Below are 20023 nucleotides of genomic sequence, written 5' to 3' on the forward strand. Positions count from 1 at the left end.
CTCCCCCCCCCCCCCCCCCCCCCCCCCCCCCCCCCCCCCCCCCCCCCCCCCCCCCCCCCCCCCCCCTCCCCCCCCCTCCCCCCCCCCCCCCCCCCCCCCCCCCCCCCCCCCCCCCCCCCCCGCCCGGCGCTCAGGACACCGGGCTGCACGAGGGGTGCGGATCCGGGTCGATCAGGCCGGAGGGCAGAGGGTGGCGCGCAGGGCGTCGAGGATCTTTTCGGCCTTCTCGGCGCCGAAGCCCTGCGGGTGGTCCGGCGCGGTGAAGCGCTGGTTGGCCAGCTCGACCAGCTTGGCGCGGTCCTTGGGGAACTGGTACATCGACTGGCACTGGTTGCGGGCCCGGTCGACGGCCTGGTCGGGCTTGCCGCCGACGATCGCCGGGTCGATCGCGTTCAGTGCGGTGACCAGCTTGGCGGTGACGTCGTCGCCTGGCTTGGCGGGCAGTCCGGCATCGGTCGGCGGGGCGGGCTTGGGCGGCGCCGGGGTCCCGGCGGCATCGGGGGTGCCGGGCGACGAGGCCGCTGCGGGCGACGATCCGTCGGGGGCGCCGGGGGTGGGGGTGGCCGGCGTGGTCGCGGCGGGCGGCGCGGTGGTGTCGCCGGTGGCCGGGGCGCTCGCGGCGCCGGTGGCGGGCGTGGTGGCGGCGGCAGTGGTGGCGGCAGGGGCGGTGGGGGTGCCGCTCGCGGAGGCGCCGGTCGCGGTGGTGCCGGAGCCCGAGCTGGAGCAGGCGGCGAGGCTCACCGCGGCGAACGCCGTGAGGGTGGCGGCGAGGAGACGAGTGCGCATTCCGCCACACTGTCATGTTCGCGCCGTCCAAGGGAAGATCCTCAGACGTGGGAAAGGGGCCCGGAAAGCAGGTGCGGGACGGGAGCGGACGAGGCAGGGGCCACGGGAGCGGGAGGCAGGCGCCGGTAGCGGCGTCGGGGAGCAGGTGCGGGCAACGGCGTCGGGGAGCACGGGGGCGACGGCGCGGGCGGCGGAAGCGGGAGCGCGGCGGCCCGGGGATCACCCCCGGAGCCGCCCCGCACCTGCCGGGCCCGCACCTGCCGGGCCCGCACCTGCCGGGCCCGGCCCGGCCGGGCTCAGCCCAGCCCGTTGGTCTTCAGCCACTCCTTGGCCACCGCCGACGGGTCCTCCTTGTCGATGGCGACCTTCCGCATCAGTGACAGCAGCCCCGCCGTGTCCAGCTTGGCCGACACGGCGTTGAGCGCGGCCGTCGCGGTGGCGTCCACGCCCGCCTTGTTGACCAGCGGCGTGACGTTCTGCGCGCCGAACAGGCCCTTCGGGTCGGTCAGCGGCACGAGCTTCAGCTGGGCGATCTTCGGGTCGGTGGAGAACACGTTGCCGACCTGGATCGAGCCGTCCTTGACCGCGTTGGCGGTGGTCTCGCCGGTGGGCTTCCACTCCTTGAAGCTCAGCCCGTAGACGTCCTTGAGCGGCTGCTCCTGGCGGGACTTGAACTCCGGCGGGCCGCCGATGGTGAACTCGCCCGCCTTGGCGGCCAGGTCGGTGATGCTCTTCAGGTTGTACTTGTCGGCGCTCTCCTGGCTGATGCTCAGGGTGTCCTTGTCCTCGGCGGGCGAGGACTCCAGGAGCCCCAGCGAGGCCGGCAGGGTCTTCGCCAGCGCGGCGTTGACGTCCTCCTTGGCCGGCGAGGACGCCGTGCCGCCCAGGTAGGTGAGGAGCGCGCCGTTGTACTCGGGCAGCACCGTCAGGCTGCCGTTCTGCAGCTGCCCGTAGAGCACCTCGCGGCTGCCGATGTTGAACTTCTCCTCGACCTTGACGCCCTTGGCCTTCAGCGCCTGCGAGTAGATCGAGCCGAGCAGCACGTTCTCGGGGAAGTTCGCCGAGCCGACCACCACGGTCGAGCCGGAGCCTCCGGAGCCGCCCGCGCCGGACGCGGCCGCCGACGAGGAGCCGCCGCCGAGCGGGTCGCCGCCGGAGGAGGAGCAGGCGGTGGCGCCGAGGGCGAGCGCGGCGAGGGTGGCGAGAGCCAGGGCCCGGCGGCCGCTTCTGCGGGGTGCGGAAGTCGACATGGTGATGTGTGTCCTTTCGAGTGCGTGAACGAGGATCAGCCGGCCCGGCGCTGGGCACGCAGCCCGGGCGGGAGCGCGTACCGGGCGAGCAGGGCGAAGAAGAGCTGGATGCCGACCGCGAGCAGCACCACCAGCAGTGCGCCGCCCGCCGTGACGGCGTAGTTCCGGGTGGCCAGCCCGTCGATGACGTAGCGGCCGAGGCCGCCGAGGCCGACGTACGCGGCGACCGTGGCCGTCGCGATCACCTGGACGGTCGCGGTCCGGAAGCCGGCCAGCAGGGTGGGCAGCGCGGAGGGCAGGCAGACCTGCCGGAGCACCTGCGGGTGCGTCAGCCCGACGCCGCGCGCCGCGTCCCGGACGTCCGGGTCCGTGCCGCGGACCCCCTCGACGGCGGCCACCAGCAGCGGCGGCGCGGCGAGCGCGACCAGCGGCACCAGGACGGCGGTGTCGCCGACCCCGGCCAGCAGAACCGCCAGCGTCACCAGCCCGAGCGTGGGCAGTGCGCGGGCGGCGCCGGCCAGCGAGGTCACGGCGGCCGCGCCGCGCCCGGTGTAACCGATCAGCAGGCCGAGCGGGACGGCGAGCAGGGCCGCCCAGAGCAGCGCCTCGCCGGAGAGCAGCAGGTGCTCGGTGACGCGGTGCACGATGGAGTCCGGCCCGCTGCGGCGGTCCGGGGAGGAGAAGAAGTCCCCCAGCCAGGAGAACCAGTTCACCGGACGGCCCCCTTCTCCCGGACGGCCCACGGCGCGAGCAGCCGCCGGGCGCCCAGCAGCAGCAGGTCGACGGCCAGTGCCAGCAGGACGATCAGCACGATGCCGGCCACGATCGGGGTCGGGAAGGTGCGCTGGAAGCCGTCGATGAACAGGTAGCCCAGCCCGCCGCGGCCGATCAGCGCGCCGACGCTGGCCAGCGAGATGCTGGAGACCGCGGCCACCCGCAGCCCCGCCACCAGGTACGGCACGGCGGCGGGCAGTTCGACGGCCGCCAGCCGGTGCCACGGCCCGTAGCCCATCGCGGTCGCCGCCTGCCGGACCGGTTCGGGGACGGCGCGCAGCCCGTCCACCGTCGTCGGCAGCAGGACGGCCACGGCGTAGAAGGTGAGCGGGATCATCACGGTCGCCTGGGTGGCCAGCCCGGTGTAGGGGATGAGCAGCACGAAGACGGCCACCGAGGGCAGCGCGTAGACGACGTTGAAGACGGCGGCGAACGGCTGGTAGAGCCGGGGGAAGCGCGCGCAGAGCAGGCCGAGCGGGACGGCCAGCAGCAGGCCGATCAGCACCGGGAGCAGGGCGATCACCGCGTGGTCGGCGAGCAGGTCGCCGAGGTAGCCGAGGTGGTCGCCGATCCAGTACCAGCGGACGAGCGGTTCATCGTCCACCGCCGACTCCGTCCGTCGCGGTCGAGGCGGCCCCGTCGGCCGGGGTCGGGGTGGCTCCGTCCGATGGGGTCGACGGGGCTCCGTCCGCCGGGGGCCGGGGGGCCGCCTTCGGTCCGGCCGCCTTCGCGGGGGCGGGCGCTGCCGCCAGCGCGGCGAGGACGGCCTCGCGGCTCGCCGTCCCGGTGGCCCGGCCGTCGGCGTCCAGAGCGACGGCGACGCCGGCGGGGGAGAGGACGGTGGCGTCGAGCGCGCTGCGCAGGGTGTCGGTCTCGGGCCGGTAGCCGGCCGCCGGGTGCAGGGTGGCGGTGGCCGCGTCGCGGTCGATCCAGCCGATCGGGCGGCGCTCGTCGTCCAGTGCCAACTCCCAGCCGCCGTAGCGCAGCCCGTCGGACACCGGGCGGACGGTGACGGCGGTGGCGGGGCGCAGCCCGAGGCCGCGCAGGCCGCGGTCACGGCCGAGGAAGGCGGCCACCCCGTCGTCGGCGGGCGCGGTGAGCAGTGTGTGCGGGTCGGCGAGCTGGGCGATCCGGCCCTGTTCGCGCAGGACGACGACCTGGTCGCCGAGCCGCACGGCCTCCTCGATGTCGTGCGTCACGAACAGCACCGTCTTGTGCAGCTCGGACTGGAGCCGCAGCAACTCGTCCTGGAGCCCGGCGCGGACCACCGGGTCGACGGCGCTGAACGGCTCGTCCATCAGCAGGACCGGCGGGTCGGCGGCCAGGGCGCGGGCCACGCCGACGCGCTGCTGCTGGCCGCCGGAGAGTTGGAACGGGTACCGCTTGCCGGTCTCGGGCGCCAGCCCGACCAGCTCCAGCAGCTCGGCGGCCCGGGCGCGGGCCTTCTTGCGGTCCCAGCCGAGGAGGTAGGGGACGGTGGCGATGTTGTCGATCACCCTGCGGTGCGGGAAGAGCCCGGCCTGCTGGATCACGTAGCCGATGCCGCGGCGCAGCTTGGCGGGCTCCAGCCGGGCGACGTCCGTGCCGTCGAGCAGTACCCGGCCCGAGGTCGGCTCGACCATCCGGTTGACCATGCGCAGCAGGGTCGTCTTGCCGCAGCCGGAGGGGCCGACCAGCACGGTTATCCGGCCGGTGGGGACGTCGAGGTCCAGGCTCCCGACGGCGATGGTGCCGTCGGGGTGGCGCTTGCCGGCGCCGTCGAATCTGATCACGGGGAGTTTCCTCGTCTCGGTGCCCCGTGGTGGCGGCGCCGATGGTGGCGGTCTGTCGGTCGGTGGCGGTTTGTCGACACTTGACGGTGCGTAGTGCATCCGTCGGTCTGTCATATCAACTGCCCGGACGTTCTTCCGCCCGCGTGGCTGCCCAGCATCGGACCGGCGGAAACTCCGATCAGACTATGACCTGGATCATCTCCTGTCTCCGGCGTACCACTCGGGCGGGCCTCCCCGGCGCCGGACGACCGGCCGGCGGCCCCGCCGTGTGAGCCCGGCTGAGCCCGGCCCCCTTCCGGCCGGAGCCCGGCCTCAGCCGCCGGGCCGGGTCGGCAGCCCCGCGGCGGCCCAGCCGACGAAACCGCCGTCCAGGTCCGTCGCCCGGTGCAGCCCCAGCTCGCGCAGCGAGGCGGCGGCCAGACTGGAGGCGTAGCCCTCCGAGCAGACCACGACCACCTCCACGTCGTACCCCGTCGCCTCCGGGATCCGGTGGCTGCCGGTCGGATCGAGCCGCCACTCCAGCACATTGCGCTCGATCACCAGCGCCCCCGGGATCTCCCCCTCGGCCGCCCGCTGCGCCGCCGGCCGGATGTCCACCAGCAGCGCGCCGTCCAGCTGCGCCTGGTAGGCCTCCCGGGCCCCGGGCCGGTGGACGCCCTCGCGGGCACGCTCCACCAGGTCGTCAATCGTGGTCACCACTGCTCCGGTCCTTCCTGCGAGGTGCGGACCAGGCCGCCGGCCCGCAGGTCGTAGTGCGCCATCGAGCTCAGCGGCGGCGAGTAGGCGTGCAGGGTGACGGCCGGGCCTGAGGCCGTGTTGCGGACGTCGTGCACGTATTCGGGGCCGAACGCCCGGGCGGTGCCGGCCGGCACCCGGCGGATCAGCAGGCCCTGCTCGGGCCCGCCGAGCGAGAGCTCCTCCAACTCGCCGAGCGCGACGGTGAAAGCGCCGCGCGAGCCGCCGTGGTCGTGGAACCCGGTGGACTGGCCCGGCAGCCAGCTGATCAGCCAGACCTCGTGGTCCTCGTCGGCCGCCAGCCGCCGGTACCAGCGCTCGTCGGTGGAGAGCCGGACGTGCTGGATCCACCGGTCGGGCCGCTCGGCCAGCTCGCGGACGATCGTGCGCAGGGCGTTGGGCGTGAGCGGGGCGCGGGTCTCCTCGGCGGCGGCGGGCGCCGCCACCGAGGTCGCGGTGGTGGTGGACGTCGGGGTGTCTGCGGTGTCGGCTGCGAGGTCCAGGCTCATGTGGGCGTCCTCGGGGAAGGCGGAGCGAGCGGAGGGCGGGTGGCCGTGCCCGGGCGCGGATGCAGGTGTCCGCGGACGAGCGGGGCGGGCACGGGTGCGCCGGGCGGGGCGCGTCAGGAATGCGGGTGCGGGTGCGCGGTGCGGGCCCTGGAGGACGTCACAGGGTGGGACCGGCGGGGAAAGGCAGGGTCAACAGGCACAGATGGAACTCGCCTGGCGTCGCAGATCGACGTGCAGGCGGCAGACCAGAGTGGTGCCGGAGTCCATGCGCCGGATCCTTCCTGACGGGAAGGGCACGAGTCAAGCGAGCCCGTCACCCCTGCGTGGCGCTCCGGGGTGCGGGCGGGGCCGGTGCCGGGACGTGCGGGCGGGTGTGGGGGGTGTTCGGCGGGGCGTTCTGCTCGGTGCCCGGCTGCACGGTGGGCGCCGCAGCGCCCGGGGGCGGCGGCACGGGGGAGGGAACACCGGGGCCGGTGCCGGCCAGTGCCGCCTTGATCACGGGCGCGGCCTGCTCGCCCAGGTGGCGGCCCAGCGTCTGGTAGGCGTCGAACTGCCGGTGGTCGAACCACTGGTCGCTGGTGGAGTCGTTGGGGAAGGCCGGGTTGGCCACCGCGTACGAATGCAGCTCGTAGGGCATGTCGGCGGTCAGCACGGCCTGGACGACGATCAGCGTGCCGAGGTTCCCGCCGTCGCCGCCTCCGTCGCGGGAGCGGTCGCCGTCCTTGCCGCCGCCACCGTCTTCGCCGCCCCCACCGCCCTCGCCGTTCTCGTCCGGGACGGTGAGCGCGTCCGGGTAGTGGATGGACCCGGTGATCACCGTTCGTGCGGAGAGACGCTCGGCCAGGCGTGCCGCCAGACCGTGCAGCGACTGCCCGTCCGCGCTGCCGGGGATCAGCAGTTCGGGCTCGTGGAGGGTGATGGTGATGCCCAGCTCCTCGCGGGCGAGCGTGATCGCCGCCGCCAGCGTGGCCGCGTAGGAGGTGTCCCCGCTGGCGTCGATGCAGACCGCGGTGCGGACGCCGTGCCGGAGCAGCTCGACCAGCCCGAGGTTCTCGTAGTGGCCGCCGTCGGTGGTGAGCAGGAACCGGCCGTCCATCGGGAACCGCCCGCACAGCTCGCGCAGTTGGTACGGGAGCCGGCGGACGGCGGGCTGCGGCGCGCGCCGCCAGTCGCGGTCGGGCGCCCAGAGCGGTCCGAGGACGGCCGGGTTGGGCAGCCAGCTGCCGAGCCGGGCGTTGGTGACCGCGAACAGTCCCTGGTAGGCGCGGGACTGACGCCCCATCGCCGAGGAGAAAGCGGCGCCCGAGACGGCCATCGCGGACTGCACGGTGAGGTCCCGGGCGATGTGCCGCCGGGTGCGCCGCTCCAGCAGGTCGGTCCGGGCGTAGCCGACGTCCGGCCCGCCCACGTAGTCGTACGAGAAGGTGAACGAGACGGCCCGGCGCCCCGGCGGCGTACGGGAGTTGCCGGAGAGGTTGGCCGCCGCCGCGAACACCACCTGCGGGAAGCCGGGGTGCCGGGCGCCGTAGTGGCTGAGCCGGGTCTGCTCGCGGAAGAAGTGGTACGGCCGGGCCAGCACCTCGCCGTCCTCGGTGGAGCGGCGGACGGCGAACGCGGAGGCGAGCCGGCGCCGGTAGAACGGGTGCAGGCCCATCCAGGTCTGGTCGAGGTTGAGCCCGACCGATCCGAGCACGAGCGGCAGCAGCACCTGGGCGGCGGCCGGCCAGGCGTGCCCGGTGGCGACCGCCCAGCCGAGGGCGAGCAGCGCGCCCGCAGACAGCGCGGCCAGCGCCGACCAGACGAGCAGGTACTCGGCGATCCGGCTGCCGATCCCGCCGCCGATGCGGCCGACGCCGTGCACCAGCCCGCCGAGCGCCGCCGCGCCCTGCTCGACGGCCCGGCGCCCGTGCCAGAGGATGCCGAGCAGCACCGCGAGGTAGCTGAGCAGGACGGTGAGGCTGATGCCCGCGCCGGTCTGCCGGGCGCCGACCGCGAGCGCCGCCTGGAGCCGGACCGCGCCCCAGGCGAGCCCGGGCACCATCAGGACGCCGACGGCCAGCAGCGCCGCCAGCGCCAGCGCGCCGTGGGAGAGCCGGCGCAGCGCGCGCGGCAGCAGGGTGTTCCAGCCGAGCAGCGAGAAGGCCAGCAGCCAGAGCAGCCAGCAGGCGACGGCGGCCGCGAGCAGCCCGATCAGCGCCAGTACGGCCGGCGCCCGGACGGTGAGCGGGCCGGGCACGGCGGCCCCGCCGGTGCGCAGGCCGGCGGCGGCCAGGCCGTCGAGGTCGGCCAGCGGTACGAGGTGGTAGAAGCGGCTGAGCCCGAGACCGATCACCAGGACGGTGGCGAGCAGCAGGGTGAGCGCCGCGACCAGGCCGCGCAGCAGTGTCCCGAGGGCGACCAGCCACTGCCCGGCGCCGTCCGCCAGGTACTTGGCGTGCCGGCGCAGGTGGTCCTCCTCCGGGGAGCCGGGCTCCAGGACGTCGTCCGCGGTCAGGCCGGAGACGGCGTGCACCGGGCCGCCGGGCGCCGCGTCGCTGAGCGCCAGTTGCAGCGCGCCGACGGTGTAGCCGCCGCCGGAGACGGACACCAGGTAGCGGGCCTGTTTCAGCCAGGGCCGCAGCTCCTGGAGGGCGCCGAGGGTGATGCAGGCGGAGCGGATGCCGCCGCCGGAGACGCAGAACCCCAGCCGGGCGTGCTCCCGGCCCGGCGGCACCACGGCGCCGTTGCGCCAGCGGGCGCGGTGGTCGAGCGGCGGGCTCGCGCGGCGGCCGGGCGGCCAGTGCCCGCCGCGGGCGGTGGCCACCGGCCAGGGCGGGACCAGTGCGGGCGCCCCGGGGGTCACGGGGGGATCGGCGGCGGCCTCGGCCGGGTGGCGCAGCAGGGCGCGCAGTGCACGGTGGAGGGTGACGCCGACGATGACCAGGGCGATCGCCGCGGCCGGCAGGAGCAGCAGCCATCTGACGGCGGCGAGCGCGGACGCGGCGGCGAAGGGGGCGTCGGAGCCGGCCGCGTCCACCCCGTCCAGCCCCGCGCCCAGCAGCGCGTTCCCGGTGAGGCCGCAGGCACCCGCAAGCAGCCCGGCGCCGCCGCAGGCGAGCGCGGTGAGCCGCCAGTGCGGCCGGATGAGCACGTACCGGCCCAGCAGCCCGGCCGCGGCGAGTGTCAGGGTGCAGCCGCCGAGCAGCCACCAGCCGGCCGCCAGGGCCGAGCGGTACGCCGAGAGCTGCCCGCCGGCCACGGCCTCGGCGGCCGCCCGGGTGCCGGCCAGCTCCAGGGCCACGCCCCGTACGGCGGGGGCCCAGTGGCGGTACAGCAGCCACCCCAGTGCGAGCGGCACGGGCACGCCGAGCGCGAGCAGCAGGCCGGCCCAGGGCGGCACCGGGCGGCGCGGCACGGACGCGGAGAGCTCCTCGGACACCGCCACCACGACCACCTCCCCGTGCACCACCCGGGACCCGGCCGCCCGGGGCGGCGCGGATCACTGTCGGCCACTGCCCGGTGACGTACCGGAGCAGCATCATGGCGCGTACTACCCCGATACGCAGTACCCCGCACAGGATTCACCCGAATGAGTAAGGAGAGTCCTAGCGGGGTAGATGACCGTTTCATCCCATCTACTCGACCCTGCGTGTCCGCGTGAGAAGACCGCCCCAGCCGCGTTGCGTCCGACGTATTGTCAGGCCACCGAGGCCGGGCCTACGGTCTACGCACCACGTTCTACGCACGTAGATGCGTTGGCCGGCACACGTGTGAACCCGCAGCCAGAACCGCCCCGTCAACCCTCAGACCGCAGGCCCGACCCCCCGGCCGGGCCACGGAGTTGCGGAGGTACCCATGTCGCAGATCGTCCGCGCCGCCCTCGTCCAGACCCGGTGGACCGGGGATCAGGAGACGATGATCGCCCTCCACGAGCGGTACGCCCGCGAGGCCGCCGCCCAGGGTGCGAAGATCATCGGATTCCAGGAGGTGTTCAACGCCCCCTACTTCTGTCAGGTCCAGGAGCCCGAGCACTACCGCTGGGCCGAGGCCGTGCCCGACGGCCCCACCGTCCGCCGGATGCAGGACCTCGCCCGCGAACTCGGCCTCGTCGTGGTCGTCCCCGTCTACGAGGAGGACCAGCCCGGCGTCTACTACAACACCGCCGCCGTGATCGACGCCGACGGCCGTTACCTCGGCAAGTACCGCAAGCACCACATCCCCCAGGTCAAGGGCTTCTGGGAGAAGTACTACTTCAAGCCCGGCAACCTCGGCTGGCCCGTCTTCGACACCGCCGTCGGCAAGGTCGGGGTCTACATCTGCTACGACCGCCACTTCCCCGAGGGCTGGCGCGCCCTGGGCCTGGCCGGCGCCCAGATCGTCTACAACCCCTCCGCCACCAGCCGCGGCCTCTCCGCCTACCTCTGGCAGCTCGAACAGCCCGCCGCCGCCGTCGCCAACGAGTACTTCGTCGCCGCCATCAACCGGGTCGGCACCGAGGAGTACGGCGACAACGACTTCTACGGCACGTCCTACTTCGTCGACCCGCGCGGCCAGTTCGTCGGCGACGTCGCCTCCGACAAGGAGGAGGAGCTCGTCGTCCGCGACCTCGACCTCGACCTCATCGAAGAGGTCCGCCGGCAGTGGGCGTTCTACCGCGACCGCCGCCCCGAGGCCTACGGACCCCTGACCGAGGCGTGAGAGGGACCGCACCGTGACCACCCGTACCGTCATCCGCGGCGGCCTCGTCATCACCGCCGCCGACGAACTCCACGCCGACGTCCTGGTCGAGGGCGAACGCATCGTGGCCCTCGCCGCCACCGGCAGCGACGCCGCCCTCGCCTGGACCGCCGACACCGTCATCGACGCCACCGGCCACTACGTCATCCCCGGCGGCGTCGACGCCCACACCCACATGGAGCTGCCCTTCGGCGGCACCGCCGCCTCCGACACCTTCGAGACCGGCACCCGCGCCGCCGCCTGGGGCGGCACCACCACCATCGTCGACTTCGCCGTCCAGCCCGTCGGCGGCTCCCTGCGCGAGGGCCTCGACGCCTGGCACGCCAAGGCCGACGGGAACTGCGCCGTCGACTACGCCTTCCACACCATCGTCTCCGACGTCAACGACGGCGTCCTCAAGGAGATGGACGCCCTCGTCGACTCCGGCGAGTCCACCTCCTTCAAGCTCTTCATGGCCTACCCCGGCGTCTTCTACAGCGACGACGGGCGCATCCTGCGCGCCATGCAGCGCGGCGCCGCCAACGGCGGGCTGATCATGATGCACGCCGAGAACGGCATCGCCATCGACGTGCTGGTCGAACAGGCCCTCGCCGCCGGCCGGACCGCTCCCCGCTACCACGGAGAAGTCCGCCGCGAACTCCTGGAGGCCGAGGCCACCCACCGCGCCATCAAGCTCGCCCAGGTCGCCGGCAGCCCCCTCTACGTCGTCCACGTCTCCGCCGCCTCCGCGCTCGCCGAACTCACCCGCGCCCGCGACGACGGCCACAACGTCTTCGGCGAGACCTGCCCCCAGTACCTCTTCCTCTCCACCGACAACCTCGCCGAGGAGGGCGCCGACGGCTTCGAGGGCGCCAAGTACGTGTGCAGCACCCCGCTGCGGCCCCGCGAACACCAGGCCGCACTCTGGCGCGGCCTGCGTACCAACGACCTCCAGGTGGTCTCCACCGACCACTGCCCGTTCTGCTACGTGGGCCAGAAGGAGCTCGGCCGCGGCGACTTCTCCAAGATCCCCAACGGCCTGCCCGGCGTGGAGAACCGCATGGACCTCCTCCACCAGGCCGTGGTCGACGGACACCTCACCCGGCGCCGCTGGATCGAGATCGCCTGCACCACCCCGGCCCGGATGTTCGGCCTCCACCCGCGCAAGGGCACCATCGCCCCCGGCGCCGACGCCGACCTGGTCGTCTACGACCCCACCGCCGTGCAGACCGTCTCCGCCGCCACCCACCACATGAACGTCGACTACTCGGCCTACGAAGGCCGTCGGCTCACCGGCCGCGCCCGGACGGTGATCTCCCGAGGCACCGTCGTCCTCGACGACGGCCGGTGGCTCGGCCGCGCCGGCCACGGCACCTTCCTGCGCCGCGACACCTGCCAGTACCTGGTCTGACCCCGGTCCGACCTCCGCCGCCGCCCGGGGCCGGGCTCTCCGGCCCCGGGCACGGCACACCCGCCCCGTCAGGCACATCCAGCCGGGCCGGGCCACCCGCCCGGTCCGGGACGCCCACCCGGCCCCGGAGCCCGGCAGACCCACCTGGCCCGGCCGCACGCGCGCCCGGGCCCGGAGCCCGGCACCTCCCGGGCACACCTCCCCGCCCCCGAAGCCCCTGGAGCCCTCATGGACATCGGCCTCGTCCTGCAGACCGACCCGCCCGCCCGCCTGCTCATCGACCGCATGATCCGCGCCGAACGGGCCGGCTTCACCCACGGCTGGACCTTCGACTCCTGCGTCCTGTGGCAGGAACCCTTCGTCATCTACAGCCGCATCCTCGCCGAGACGACGAAGCTGACCGTCGGCACCATGGTCACCAACCCCTCCACCCGCACCTGGGAGGTCACCGCCTCCCTCTTCGCCACCCTCAACGACATGTACGGCAACCGCACCGTCTGCGGCATCGGCCGCGGCGACTCCGCCATGCGCGTCGCCGGCCGCCGCCCCGCCACCCTCGCCCGGCTCTCCGAAGCCATGCACGCCATCAAGGAGCTGGCCGAAGGCCGCACCGTCGAGGTCGACGGCACCGACATGCACCTGCCCTGGGTCCGCCCCGGCGCCCGGCTGCCCGTCTGGATGGGTGCGTACGGACCGAAGGCGCTCAACCTGACTGGGCGTCAGGCCGACGGGTTCATCCTCCAACTCGCCGACCCCTACCTCACCGAGTTCATGATCAAGGCCGTGCGCAACGCCGCCGCCGAAGCCGGCCGCGACCCCGACGGCGTCACCATCTGCGTCGCCGCCCCCGCCTACGTCACCACCGACGACTCCCCGCAGGCCCTCGCCCACGCCCGCGAACAGTGCCGCTGGTTCGGCGGCATGGTCGGCAACCACGTCGCCGACCTCGTCACCCACTACGGCGAGCACTCCGCCCTCGTCCCCGACGCCCTCACCGACTACATCAAGGGCCGCCAAGGCTACGACTACAGTCACCACGGCCGGGCCGGGAACCCCGACACCGCCTTCGTCCCCGACGAGATCGTCGACCGCTTCTGCCTCATCGGCCCGGTCGAGGCCCAACGCGAACGCCTCCACCAGCTCCGCGCCCTCGGCGTCGACCAGTTCGCCGTCTACGCCATGCACGACGCCGTCGAAGCCACCATCGACGCCTACGGCACCGACGTCATCCCCCAGTTGCGCGAAGGCACCCGTCAATGACCGGCACCGCCGCGATAGGGGGCGGCTCCGCGCAGCCGGCACGCCAGCTCCAGCACGCCGACGGCCGGGTCGAGTTGGACCCGGCCGCCCCGGCCCTGCCAGCCAACGGCTACACCAACGACGACCTGCGCCCCGTCCCCGTCGGCCGCCGCACCTGGACCACCTACAACTTCCTCGCCCTCTGGGTCGGCATGGCCCACAACATCCCGTCCTGGACCCTCGCCTCCGGCCTCGTCGCCCTCGGCATGGACTGGAAACAGGCCGTCCTCACCATCGCCCTCGCCAACCTCATCGTGCTCGCGCCGATGCTGCTCACCGGCCACGCGGGCACCAAGTACGGCATCCCCTTCCCGGTCTTCGCCCGCGCCTCCTTCGGCCTGCGCGGCGCCAACCTGCCGGCCCTCCTGCGGGCCGCCGTCGCCTGCGCCTGGTTCGGCATCCAGACCTGGATCGGCGGCGAGGGAATCTTCCTGCTCGCCGGCAAGCTCTTCGGTGAATCCTGGCGCACCGCCGCCGAGTTCGGCGGCTACCCGTGGACGCAGTGGCTCTCCTTCCTGCTGTTCTGGCTGGTCGAGATGGCCGTCATCGCCCGCGGCATGGAGACCCTGCGCCGCTTCGAGAACTGGGCCGCGCCCTTCGTCATCGTCGGGGCCCTCGCCCTGCTCGTCTGGATCACCGTCAAGGCGGGCGGCTTCGGCCCGCTGCTCGACCAGCCCTCCCGGCTCGGCTGGGACGGCGACTTCTGGAAGGTCTTCTTCCCCGCCCTCATGGGCATGATCGGGTTCTGGTCGACCCTCTCCCTCAACATCCCCGACTTCACCCGCTTCGGCGGCAGCCAGCGCGCGCAGATCCGCGGCCAGGCCCTCGGCCTGCCCACCACCATGACCCTCTTCGCGCTGCTCTCCGTCCTCGTCACCTCCGGCTCGCAGGCCGTCTACGGCGAACCCGTCTGGGACCCGATCGCGCTCGCCGCCAGGATGGAGAACCCGGTCGGCATCCTGTTCGCCCTGCTGACCGTCCTCGTCGCGACCCTCTCCGTCAACATCGCCGCCAACGTGGTCTCACCCGCCTACGACCTCGCCAATCTGATGCCGCGCCTCGTCAACTTCCGCACCGGGGCGCTGATCACGGGTGTCATCGGGATAGCCGTCCTCCCCTGGAAGCTGATCTCCGACCCGCACGTCTACATCTTCACCTGGCTCGGCGTCGTCGGCGGCCTGCTCGGCACCGTCGCCGGTGTCCTCATCGCCGACTACTGGCTCCTGCGTCGCACCCGCCTCCACCTCGCCGACCTCTACCGCCCGCACGGCGCCTACTGGTACACCGCCGGCTGGAACTGGCGCGCCGTCACCGCCCTGCTGGCCGGCGGCCTCCTCGCCGTCGGCGGCTCCCACGGCGGCCCCTTCCCGGCGGACGGTCTCGTCCCGTTCCTCGAACCCCTCGCGGACTACGGCTGGGCCGTCGGTCTCACCACGTCCCTGGCCCTCTACACGGCACTCACCGTGACGACGGGGCGCGGCACCCGCGCGTGACCACGGGCGCCGCCGCCCGCCGGGCGGCGTCACCGGTGGGGCGTCCTGCGCGGGGAGTGCCGTCCGGTTCGGTGGGGCGCCGTCCGTGGGAGGCCCGGCGGGCGACGTCGCCGAGCCGCTCGACGGCGGCGAGGACCTTCGCCGTGCCGTCTTCGCTCGCGAGGGTGGCGGCGACCGAGCGGGCGCAGGAGTTGGGGGATGGCGAGCGGTCCGGCGCCGGCCTGGAGGAGGCGCTGGCCGCGGGTGGAGGCGAGTTCGGCGCGCGGGTCGACGGGGAGGGCGCGGAACTCCAGCCCGGCCGCGCGGACGGAGTCGGCGAAGGTGGCGTGGGTCGCGACGGCGACCTGATGGCCGGCCGCGTGCAGCCGGGCGCCGAGTCCGGGGAAGGGGGCCACGTCGCCCCGGGAGCCGGCGGTGGCGATCAGAATGCGCATGGCCGCAGCATCGCGGCCCGGGCCGCCCCGGGGGCGGGTGCCACGCCCGGCGCACCGGAACCGCGGGGGCGCACCGATGCGTCCTTCGCGGCAGGAGCGGCCCGGACGGGACCGCCGTCGTGGTGCCGTGGAGGGTGGGAGGACGCATGGGTATCGTCGCGTGGATCGTGCTGGGCCTGGTGGCCGGGGCCCTGGCCAAGTTGCTGCTGCCGGGGAGGGACCCGGGAGGCCTGGTCGTGACCACCCTGATCGGCATCGCCGGGTCCTTCGTCGGCGGCTGGATCTCCTCGCACTTCCTGCACCGGCCGGTGGCCGCGCACTTCTTCGACCTGGCCACCTGGGCGTCGGCGATCGGCGGGGCGCTGGTGCTGCTGATCCTGTACCGGATCCTCTTCGGCAACTCCCGCCGCTGACGCCGCCCGCGGGCCGGGTGCGGAGGCCGCGGGCCCGGTCCCGCCCGGTGCCGGCGACGGCCCGGCCGGGTCACACGTCGGCGACCCAGGCGGGCAGTTCTTCGCGGGCGGCCGGCCAGGTGGCGGGCACGTCCGCGAGACCGCAGCCCGGAGCGGACGTCGCTGGCCGGCAGCCGGCCGGCCACCTCGGTCAGCAACTCAACGCGGGAAGGCGGTTGTCGGCCGCGACTGCGGGTGGTGAGCGCCGCCGCGAGGGCGACCGCAACCGCTCCCGTCACCGCCTCCGGGTGGAAGTGCGTGGTGAGCGCCTGCGGTTCGGCCTGCCGGGCGGCCGTGCCGAGGTCCTCCGCGAACCGGGCGCCGAGCGGCGCGGCCCGCATCGCGGCGCCGTTGCCGTACGAGCCCTGGCCGCCGAACTGCCGCGCGGTGACGGTCCGCCAGTCGGCGCCGCGGTCGATCTCGCGCAGCACGCCGTGCATCGAGGGGCCGTACGTGCGTCCGTAGTCGGAGACGTACTCCTCGGTGAACTCCAGCGCCGGCGCGTCCGGTACCACCTCGCCGTTCCGGATGAGGTGGCGCACCAGGACGAGCGCCATCGCGGTGTCGTCCGTCCAGTGCCAGGGGGCGGGCCGGCCAGGTGGGCGGTGACGGCGGCGGGTGCCTCGTCGGGCGGGACGGAGAACCAGCGGTCGCCGAAGGCATCGCCGAGGGCGAGCCCCTGCAGGCTGTCCAGGGCGGGTCGGGTGGCGCGCTTGGTCGTCCTCCGGGTGAGATCAACTGTGCGTGCCGGTCTGCCGGGCCGTGGCGCGGGTCGGCGAGTGGATCAACGCCCCGGCGCAGCGCCGGGGCGGGGCCCTGCGTTCCGCCGGGAGGTCCCGCCGGACGGCCTGTTCGGCGTCGTGTCCGGCGGCTTGCTCGGCGGCCTGCTGGGCGTCCTGCCCTTTCTTGACGGTCCTACGGGGTGCGGAGGCCGCCGAGGATGAGCTTCCAGAGGGCCTCGAAACGCTCCTGGGCGTGCGGGTCGGCCCACTCGGAGGCGTACGCGGGGTCGTGGAAGTGGGCGGTCGCCTCGAAGACGGCGCGGGCGGTCGAGCCGATGTGGGCGAGCCTGAACTCCTTGGTCCCGACACCGTCCTGGATGATCCGGCCGATCTGGCCGACCAGCGTGTCGAGGTGCGTCTCGACGGTGCTGCTGGTCTCGGCGACCAGCGCCATGTAGGTGGCGAACAGCTGCGGGTCGTCGAGCGCCTTCTTCCGCTTGGCGGCGAACAGCGTCTCCAGCCAGCGGTGCAGCCGCTCGACGGCCGGGCCGGGCTCGGTGGCGATGAACTGCAGGTCGCTGTGGGCCTGGTCGAGCCAGCGCTGGGTGACGGCCTCGCGCAGCGCGGCCTTGCTCGGGAAGAAGCGGTAGACGCTGCTGTGGCTGACACCGAGGGCGCGGGCGACGTCCACGACCGTGGCCTTGGCCGGGCCGAACCGCCTGAGGACGTCCTCGGTCGCGCTCAGGATCTGCTCGGGGGTGAGTGCGCTGTCCGTGGTCACGGCGAGGTACGTCCTTACGGTGGTGCGCCCGCCGGTGGCTGGCGGACGGTGTTGCGGCTGGCGGTGCTGCGGGTGGCGGGTGGCGGTGCGTGCTGCGAGTTGTCGGGGTGCTTGTCGTACCGGCCCGGCCCGCCCCCGGCCGCGTTGCGTCGGCCGGGGCGGGTGCCGCGGTCAGTGCTCGCTGTCGAGGTGGGCCATCTGAGCGGCAGCGTACCTCTCCCCGGCGGCGGACCCGGCAGGGACGGCGGCCTCGATGGCGGCCAGGTCGGCCCCCGTGAGCGTGAGGTCCAGGGCGCCGAGGGCCTCGGTCAGCCGGTCACGGCGGCGGGCGCCGACCAGCGGGACGATGTCCTCGCCACGCGAGGCGACCCAGGCGATCGCGACCTGGGCGACGCCGGCGCCCCGTTCGGCGGCGACCGCGCGCAGCGCCTCCACCAGCTTGAGGTTGTGCGTGAGGTTGTCGCCCTGGAAGCGCGGGCTGTGGCCGCGGAAGTCGGCGCCGGCCAGGGCGCGGTCGTTGTTCCAGTGGCCGCTGAGCAGGCCGCGCGACAGCACCCCGTACGCGGTGACGCCGATGCCCAGCTCGCGGGCGGCGGGCAGGATCTCGTCCTCCATGGAGCGCGAGATGAGCGAGTACTCGATCTGCAGGTCGCTGATCGGGTGGACGGTGGCGGCGCGGCGCAGCGTGTCGGCGCCGACCTCGGACAGGCCGATGTGGCGGACGTAGCCGGCCTTGACCAGGTCGGCGATCGCGCCGACGGTCTCCTCGACCGGGACGTCCGGGTCGAGGCGGGCCGGGCGGTAGACGTCGATGTAGTCGGTGCGCAGGCGGCGCAGCGTGTAGGCGAGGGCGGTCTTGGTGGCGGCCGGGCGGGCGTCGTAGCCGAGCCACTGGCCGCCGGGGTCGCGCTGGGCGCCGAACTTCACGCTGATCTGGACGCTCCCGCGGTCGCGGCCGCGCAGTGCGTCGTGGATCAGCAGCTCGTTGTGGCCCATGCCGTAGAAGTCGCCGGTGTCGAGCAGGGTGACGCCGGCGTCGAGCGCGGCGTGGATGGTCGCGATGCTCTCCGCCTCGTCGGCCGGGCCGTAGAGGTCGGACATGCCCATGCAGCCGAGGCCGAGGGCGGAGGTGGTGAGGCCGGTCGAGCCGAGGGCGCGCCGGTGGATCCGGGGAGTGGTGGACACGGGGTGCTCCTGACGGGGAGGGGTTCGGCGTGGGCGTCGGCGTGGGCGCCATGGCCGGGGTGCGGCGATGGGCCGGGGTGCGGCGATGGCCGGGGGTGGTGGGTGGCCGAGTCCAACCATGGCACGACGGCTAACAGAATTCAAAATCTGTCAGTCGTAATCTGTTATCTGTTTTCTGTCATCTGTCACTCGGTGACCGAGGGATGCCCGCCGAGGGACGCCGTCCGTCCGTCGTGTTCCCCCCTCCGCCCCCCTCCGCCCCCGCCCTCCGCCCGCGCCCGCTGCCTCAGACCGCCGCCTCGCTCGCCGCCGCGCCACCGCCCACGCACGAGGCCGCGTGCCGGCAGATCTGCGGGTCGAAGGTCACCAAGATCCCCACGGCTCGTACGTCTTCGGACCCGGCCGGCCGGGTCCGCCGGCCGTCCCGGCGCCCTCCCCGCCGCCCATCAGTCGCTCACCCGGCTGCGGTTCTCGTACGCCAGGTCCGCGTACTCGGGGTGGCGCAGCATCCACGCCTTGATGAACGGGCACGTCGCCAGCACCGGCAGCCCGCGCTCACGGGCGTCCTCCAGGGCCGCCCGGGCCAGCGCGCCGCCGACCCCCTGCCCCTCGAAGGCCGGCTGCACCACCGTGTGCGGGTACACCACCAGGTGGTCGCTGCGCATGTACTCGGCGAAGCCGGCCAGGGCGTCGTCCGCCCAGGCCTCGAAGCGGCTGCTGGCTTCGGCGTCTCGAACCGTGACGGTCATCGGAGGCTCCTCGCTGCCGGACGCGGAGCCGGGGCCGGCCCCGGTCCATCATCGAGCGCCGCTCACCGCCCCGCCCGTCGACCCGCCCGTCGCCCCGGTCGGCGTCACCGAGGGCGCCGTGCCGCCCGGCTGCCGCACCCGCCCGGCGACCGGCGCGCGCAGCAGGTGGACCCGGGCCGGCGGCAGGTTGCGCCACACCGTCCGGCTCCCCAGCCCGTACGCCGCCTCGAACCGTCGCAGCAGCCGCACCACCGCCCGGTGCCGCGCCCCGTGCCGGGTCCCCGACACCAGAGTCCGGGCGGCCATGGTGCCCAGGTACCCGAAGTAGGTGAGCTCCCCGCCCGGCACCAGCAGCCGCAGATAGAGGTCCAGGATGTGCTGCACGTGCGCCGGCTCGAAGTTGGTGAACGGCAGGCCGGAGACGATCACGTCGTACCGCTCACCTCCTGTGCCGGTGGCGGTAGCGGTGCCGGTGGTGCTGTTGCCGGCGCCCGCGTGCCCGACACCGTCCCCGGCCCGGTCCCACGCCTCCGCCCGGCCCTCCGGCCGGCCCTCCGGAAGCTCCTCCACCCGGCAGACCGACAGCCGCAAGCCGACCTCCGGCCCGCGCCGGGCCAGCTCCGCGTCGTCCCGCAGCCGGTCGGCGAACCGCGGATTCGCCTCGACCACGTGCAACCGGTCGCCCGACCGCAGCACTTGGGCCAGCCGCCGGGTCACCACCCCCGTCCCGGCGCCGACCTCCAACACCGACAGCGGCCGGTCCGGACGGCTGGTCACCGGGACCACCAGGGCGTTCACCAAGTCCGGCCCACTCGGCGCCAGTGCGCCCGTACCGTGGAACGTGCGCAGCGCCTCACCGAGGAACAACAGCCGGTCACCGGCCGGTCGGCCGGGACCTTCACCCGAGGGCCGCGGCGGGGAGTAGGGGCGTGGGCCGAGCTGATCCGTCGTCATGAAACCGAAGCTAGAGCCGCCC

At 74.4% G+C, this 20023-nt stretch carries 19 protein-coding genes and 1 pseudogene; 5 read left to right on the forward strand and 15 right to left on the reverse strand.

Annotated elements, in window-relative coordinates:
• Window positions 1-171: 171 nt before the first annotated feature.
• The 9 genes from ACZ5WK_RS03705 to ACZ5WK_RS03745 all read right to left on the reverse strand — a co-directional run bounded on the left by ACZ5WK_RS03705 (window position 172) and on the right by ACZ5WK_RS03745 (window position 9253).
• Window positions 172-786, reverse strand: coding sequence for a hypothetical protein (locus tag ACZ5WK_RS03705; RefSeq protein ID WP_465544580.1), 615 nt, complete (start codon window positions 784-786; stop codon window positions 172-174).
• A 296-nt stretch (window positions 787-1082) separates the two neighbouring features.
• Window positions 1083-2036 carry an ABC transporter substrate-binding protein gene (locus ACZ5WK_RS03710; RefSeq protein WP_465544582.1) on the reverse strand — a complete coding sequence of 318 codons (954 nt, stop codon included), beginning with the start codon at window positions 2034-2036 and terminating at the stop codon, window positions 1083-1085.
• A gap of 35 nt (window positions 2037-2071) precedes the next feature.
• Window positions 2072-2749 carry an ABC transporter permease gene (locus ACZ5WK_RS03715; RefSeq protein ID WP_465544584.1) on the reverse strand — a complete coding sequence of 226 codons (678 nt, stop codon included), beginning with the start codon at window positions 2747-2749 and terminating at the stop codon, window positions 2072-2074.
• Window positions 2746-3414, reverse strand: a complete 669-nt coding sequence (locus ACZ5WK_RS03720) for an ABC transporter permease (protein ID WP_396319816.1) — start codon at window positions 3412-3414, stop codon at window positions 2746-2748. The genes ACZ5WK_RS03715 and ACZ5WK_RS03720 overlap by 4 nt, the downstream gene beginning before the upstream one ends.
• Complete coding sequence (locus tag ACZ5WK_RS03725) at window positions 3404-4582, reverse strand: ABC transporter ATP-binding protein (protein WP_465544586.1); 1179 nt, start codon at window positions 4580-4582, stop codon at window positions 3404-3406. Before ACZ5WK_RS03725 ends, ACZ5WK_RS03720 begins: the two co-directional genes overlap by 11 nt.
• Before the next feature lie 312 nt (window positions 4583-4894).
• Complete coding sequence (locus tag ACZ5WK_RS03730) at window positions 4895-5281, reverse strand: rhodanese-like domain-containing protein (protein ID WP_465544588.1); 387 nt, start codon at window positions 5279-5281, stop codon at window positions 4895-4897.
• Window positions 5275-5826, reverse strand: a complete 552-nt coding sequence (locus tag ACZ5WK_RS03735) for a cysteine dioxygenase (RefSeq protein WP_465544590.1) — start codon at window positions 5824-5826, stop codon at window positions 5275-5277. Before ACZ5WK_RS03735 ends, ACZ5WK_RS03730 begins: the two co-directional genes overlap by 7 nt.
• Window positions 5827-6015: 189 nt before the next feature.
• Window positions 6016-6093 (reverse strand): putative leader peptide, encoded by a 78-nt coding sequence (locus ACZ5WK_RS03740; RefSeq protein ID WP_101948289.1) that lies wholly within the window; start codon window positions 6091-6093, stop codon window positions 6016-6018.
• 46 nt (window positions 6094-6139) lie between these two features.
• The gene (locus ACZ5WK_RS03745) at window positions 6140-9253 is read right to left on the reverse strand and encodes a hypothetical protein (RefSeq protein ID WP_465544592.1); all 3114 of its coding nucleotides are present in this window, start codon (window positions 9251-9253) and stop codon (window positions 6140-6142) included.
• Window positions 9254-9660: 407 nt separating this feature from the next.
• Between ACZ5WK_RS03745 and ACZ5WK_RS03750 the strand changes: the two genes are divergently transcribed.
• The 4 genes from ACZ5WK_RS03750 to ACZ5WK_RS03765 all read left to right on the forward strand — a co-directional run bounded on the left by ACZ5WK_RS03750 (window position 9661) and on the right by ACZ5WK_RS03765 (window position 14724).
• Window positions 9661-10503 carry a nitrilase-related carbon-nitrogen hydrolase gene (locus ACZ5WK_RS03750; RefSeq protein ID WP_396319821.1) on the forward strand — a complete coding sequence of 281 codons (843 nt, stop codon included), beginning with the start codon at window positions 9661-9663 and terminating at the stop codon, window positions 10501-10503.
• Window positions 10504-10516: 13 nt separating this feature from the next.
• Entirely contained in the window at window positions 10517-11932 is a 1416-nt protein-coding gene (gene hydA / locus ACZ5WK_RS03755; protein WP_465544594.1) for a dihydropyrimidinase, read from the forward strand.
• 228 nt (window positions 11933-12160) lie between these two features.
• Window positions 12161-13192, forward strand: a complete 1032-nt coding sequence (locus ACZ5WK_RS03760) for a TIGR03842 family LLM class F420-dependent oxidoreductase (protein ID WP_465544596.1) — start codon at window positions 12161-12163, stop codon at window positions 13190-13192.
• A complete protein-coding gene (locus ACZ5WK_RS03765; RefSeq protein WP_465544598.1) occupies window positions 13189-14724 on the forward strand; it encodes an NCS1 family nucleobase:cation symporter-1 in 1536 nt (511 codons plus the stop codon). The genes ACZ5WK_RS03760 and ACZ5WK_RS03765 overlap by 4 nt, the downstream gene beginning before the upstream one ends.
• Before the next feature lie 29 nt (window positions 14725-14753).
• Here ACZ5WK_RS03765 and ACZ5WK_RS03770 read toward each other — a convergent pair whose 3' ends face one another.
• Window positions 14754-15158 (reverse strand): glycosyltransferase, encoded by a 405-nt coding sequence (locus ACZ5WK_RS03770; RefSeq protein WP_465544600.1) that lies wholly within the window; start codon window positions 15156-15158, stop codon window positions 14754-14756.
• A gap of 146 nt (window positions 15159-15304) precedes the next feature.
• On the opposite strand from ACZ5WK_RS03770, the gene ACZ5WK_RS03775 reads away from it, so the two are divergent.
• Entirely contained in the window at window positions 15305-15571 is a 267-nt protein-coding gene (locus tag ACZ5WK_RS03775; protein ID WP_396320145.1) for a GlsB/YeaQ/YmgE family stress response membrane protein, read from the forward strand.
• Window positions 15572-15795: 224 nt separating this feature from the next.
• On the opposite strand, the pseudogene ACZ5WK_RS03780 reads toward ACZ5WK_RS03775, so the two are convergent.
• The 5 genes and pseudogenes from ACZ5WK_RS03780 to ACZ5WK_RS03800 all read right to left on the reverse strand — a co-directional run.
• A pseudogene (locus ACZ5WK_RS03780) lies at window positions 15796-16257 on the reverse strand (ADP-ribosylglycohydrolase family protein); the annotation flags it as partial.
• 268 nt (window positions 16258-16525) lie between these two features.
• Window positions 16526-17113 (reverse strand): TetR/AcrR family transcriptional regulator, encoded by a 588-nt coding sequence (locus tag ACZ5WK_RS03785; RefSeq protein WP_465544603.1) that lies wholly within the window; start codon window positions 17111-17113, stop codon window positions 16526-16528.
• A 171-nt stretch (window positions 17114-17284) separates the two neighbouring features.
• Window positions 17285-18298, reverse strand: a complete 1014-nt coding sequence (locus tag ACZ5WK_RS03790) for an aldo/keto reductase (RefSeq protein ID WP_465544605.1) — start codon at window positions 18296-18298, stop codon at window positions 17285-17287.
• 446 nt (window positions 18299-18744) lie between these two features.
• Window positions 18745-19047: a GNAT family N-acetyltransferase gene (locus ACZ5WK_RS03795; RefSeq protein ID WP_396319828.1), complete on the reverse strand. Its 303-nt coding sequence runs from the start codon at window positions 19045-19047 to the stop codon at window positions 18745-18747.
• A 48-nt stretch (window positions 19048-19095) separates the two neighbouring features.
• On the reverse strand, window positions 19096-20001 hold the full coding sequence (locus ACZ5WK_RS03800) for a class I SAM-dependent methyltransferase (RefSeq protein ID WP_465544608.1): 906 nt from the start codon (window positions 19999-20001) through the stop codon (window positions 19096-19098).
• Between the last annotated feature and the right edge of the window lie 22 nt (window positions 20002-20023).

Source organism: Kitasatospora sp. NPDC032757 (assembly GCF_055579305.1).

Bases quoted from the DNA above. Each gene is read 5' to 3' on its own strand.
- ACZ5WK_RS03765 (WP_465544598.1), top strand. From the start codon at position 13,189: ATGACCGGCACCGCCGCGATAGGGGGCGGCTCCGCGCAGCCGGCACGC.
- ACZ5WK_RS03795 (WP_396319828.1), bottom strand. From the start codon at position 19,047: ATGACCGTCACGGTTCGAGACGCCGAAGCCAGCAGCCGCTTCGAGGCC.
- ACZ5WK_RS03770 (WP_465544600.1), bottom strand. From the start codon at position 15,158: ATGCGCATTCTGATCGCCACCGCCGGCTCCCGGGGCGACGTGGCCCCC.
- ACZ5WK_RS03760 (WP_465544596.1), top strand. From the start codon at position 12,161: ATGGACATCGGCCTCGTCCTGCAGACCGACCCGCCCGCCCGCCTGCTC.
- ACZ5WK_RS03800 (WP_465544608.1), bottom strand. From the start codon at position 20,001: ATGACGACGGATCAGCTCGGCCCACGCCCCTACTCCCCGCCGCGGCCC.
- ACZ5WK_RS03710 (WP_465544582.1), bottom strand. From the start codon at position 2,036: ATGTCGACTTCCGCACCCCGCAGAAGCGGCCGCCGGGCCCTGGCTCTC.
- ACZ5WK_RS03740 (WP_101948289.1), bottom strand. From the start codon at position 6,093: ATGGACTCCGGCACCACTCTGGTCTGCCGCCTGCACGTCGATCTGCGA.
- ACZ5WK_RS03750 (WP_396319821.1), top strand. From the start codon at position 9,661: ATGTCGCAGATCGTCCGCGCCGCCCTCGTCCAGACCCGGTGGACCGGG.
- ACZ5WK_RS03775 (WP_396320145.1), top strand. From the start codon at position 15,305: ATGGGTATCGTCGCGTGGATCGTGCTGGGCCTGGTGGCCGGGGCCCTG.
- ACZ5WK_RS03705 (WP_465544580.1), bottom strand. From the start codon at position 786: ATGCGCACTCGTCTCCTCGCCGCCACCCTCACGGCGTTCGCCGCGGTG.
- ACZ5WK_RS03735 (WP_465544590.1), bottom strand. From the start codon at position 5,826: ATGAGCCTGGACCTCGCAGCCGACACCGCAGACACCCCGACGTCCACC.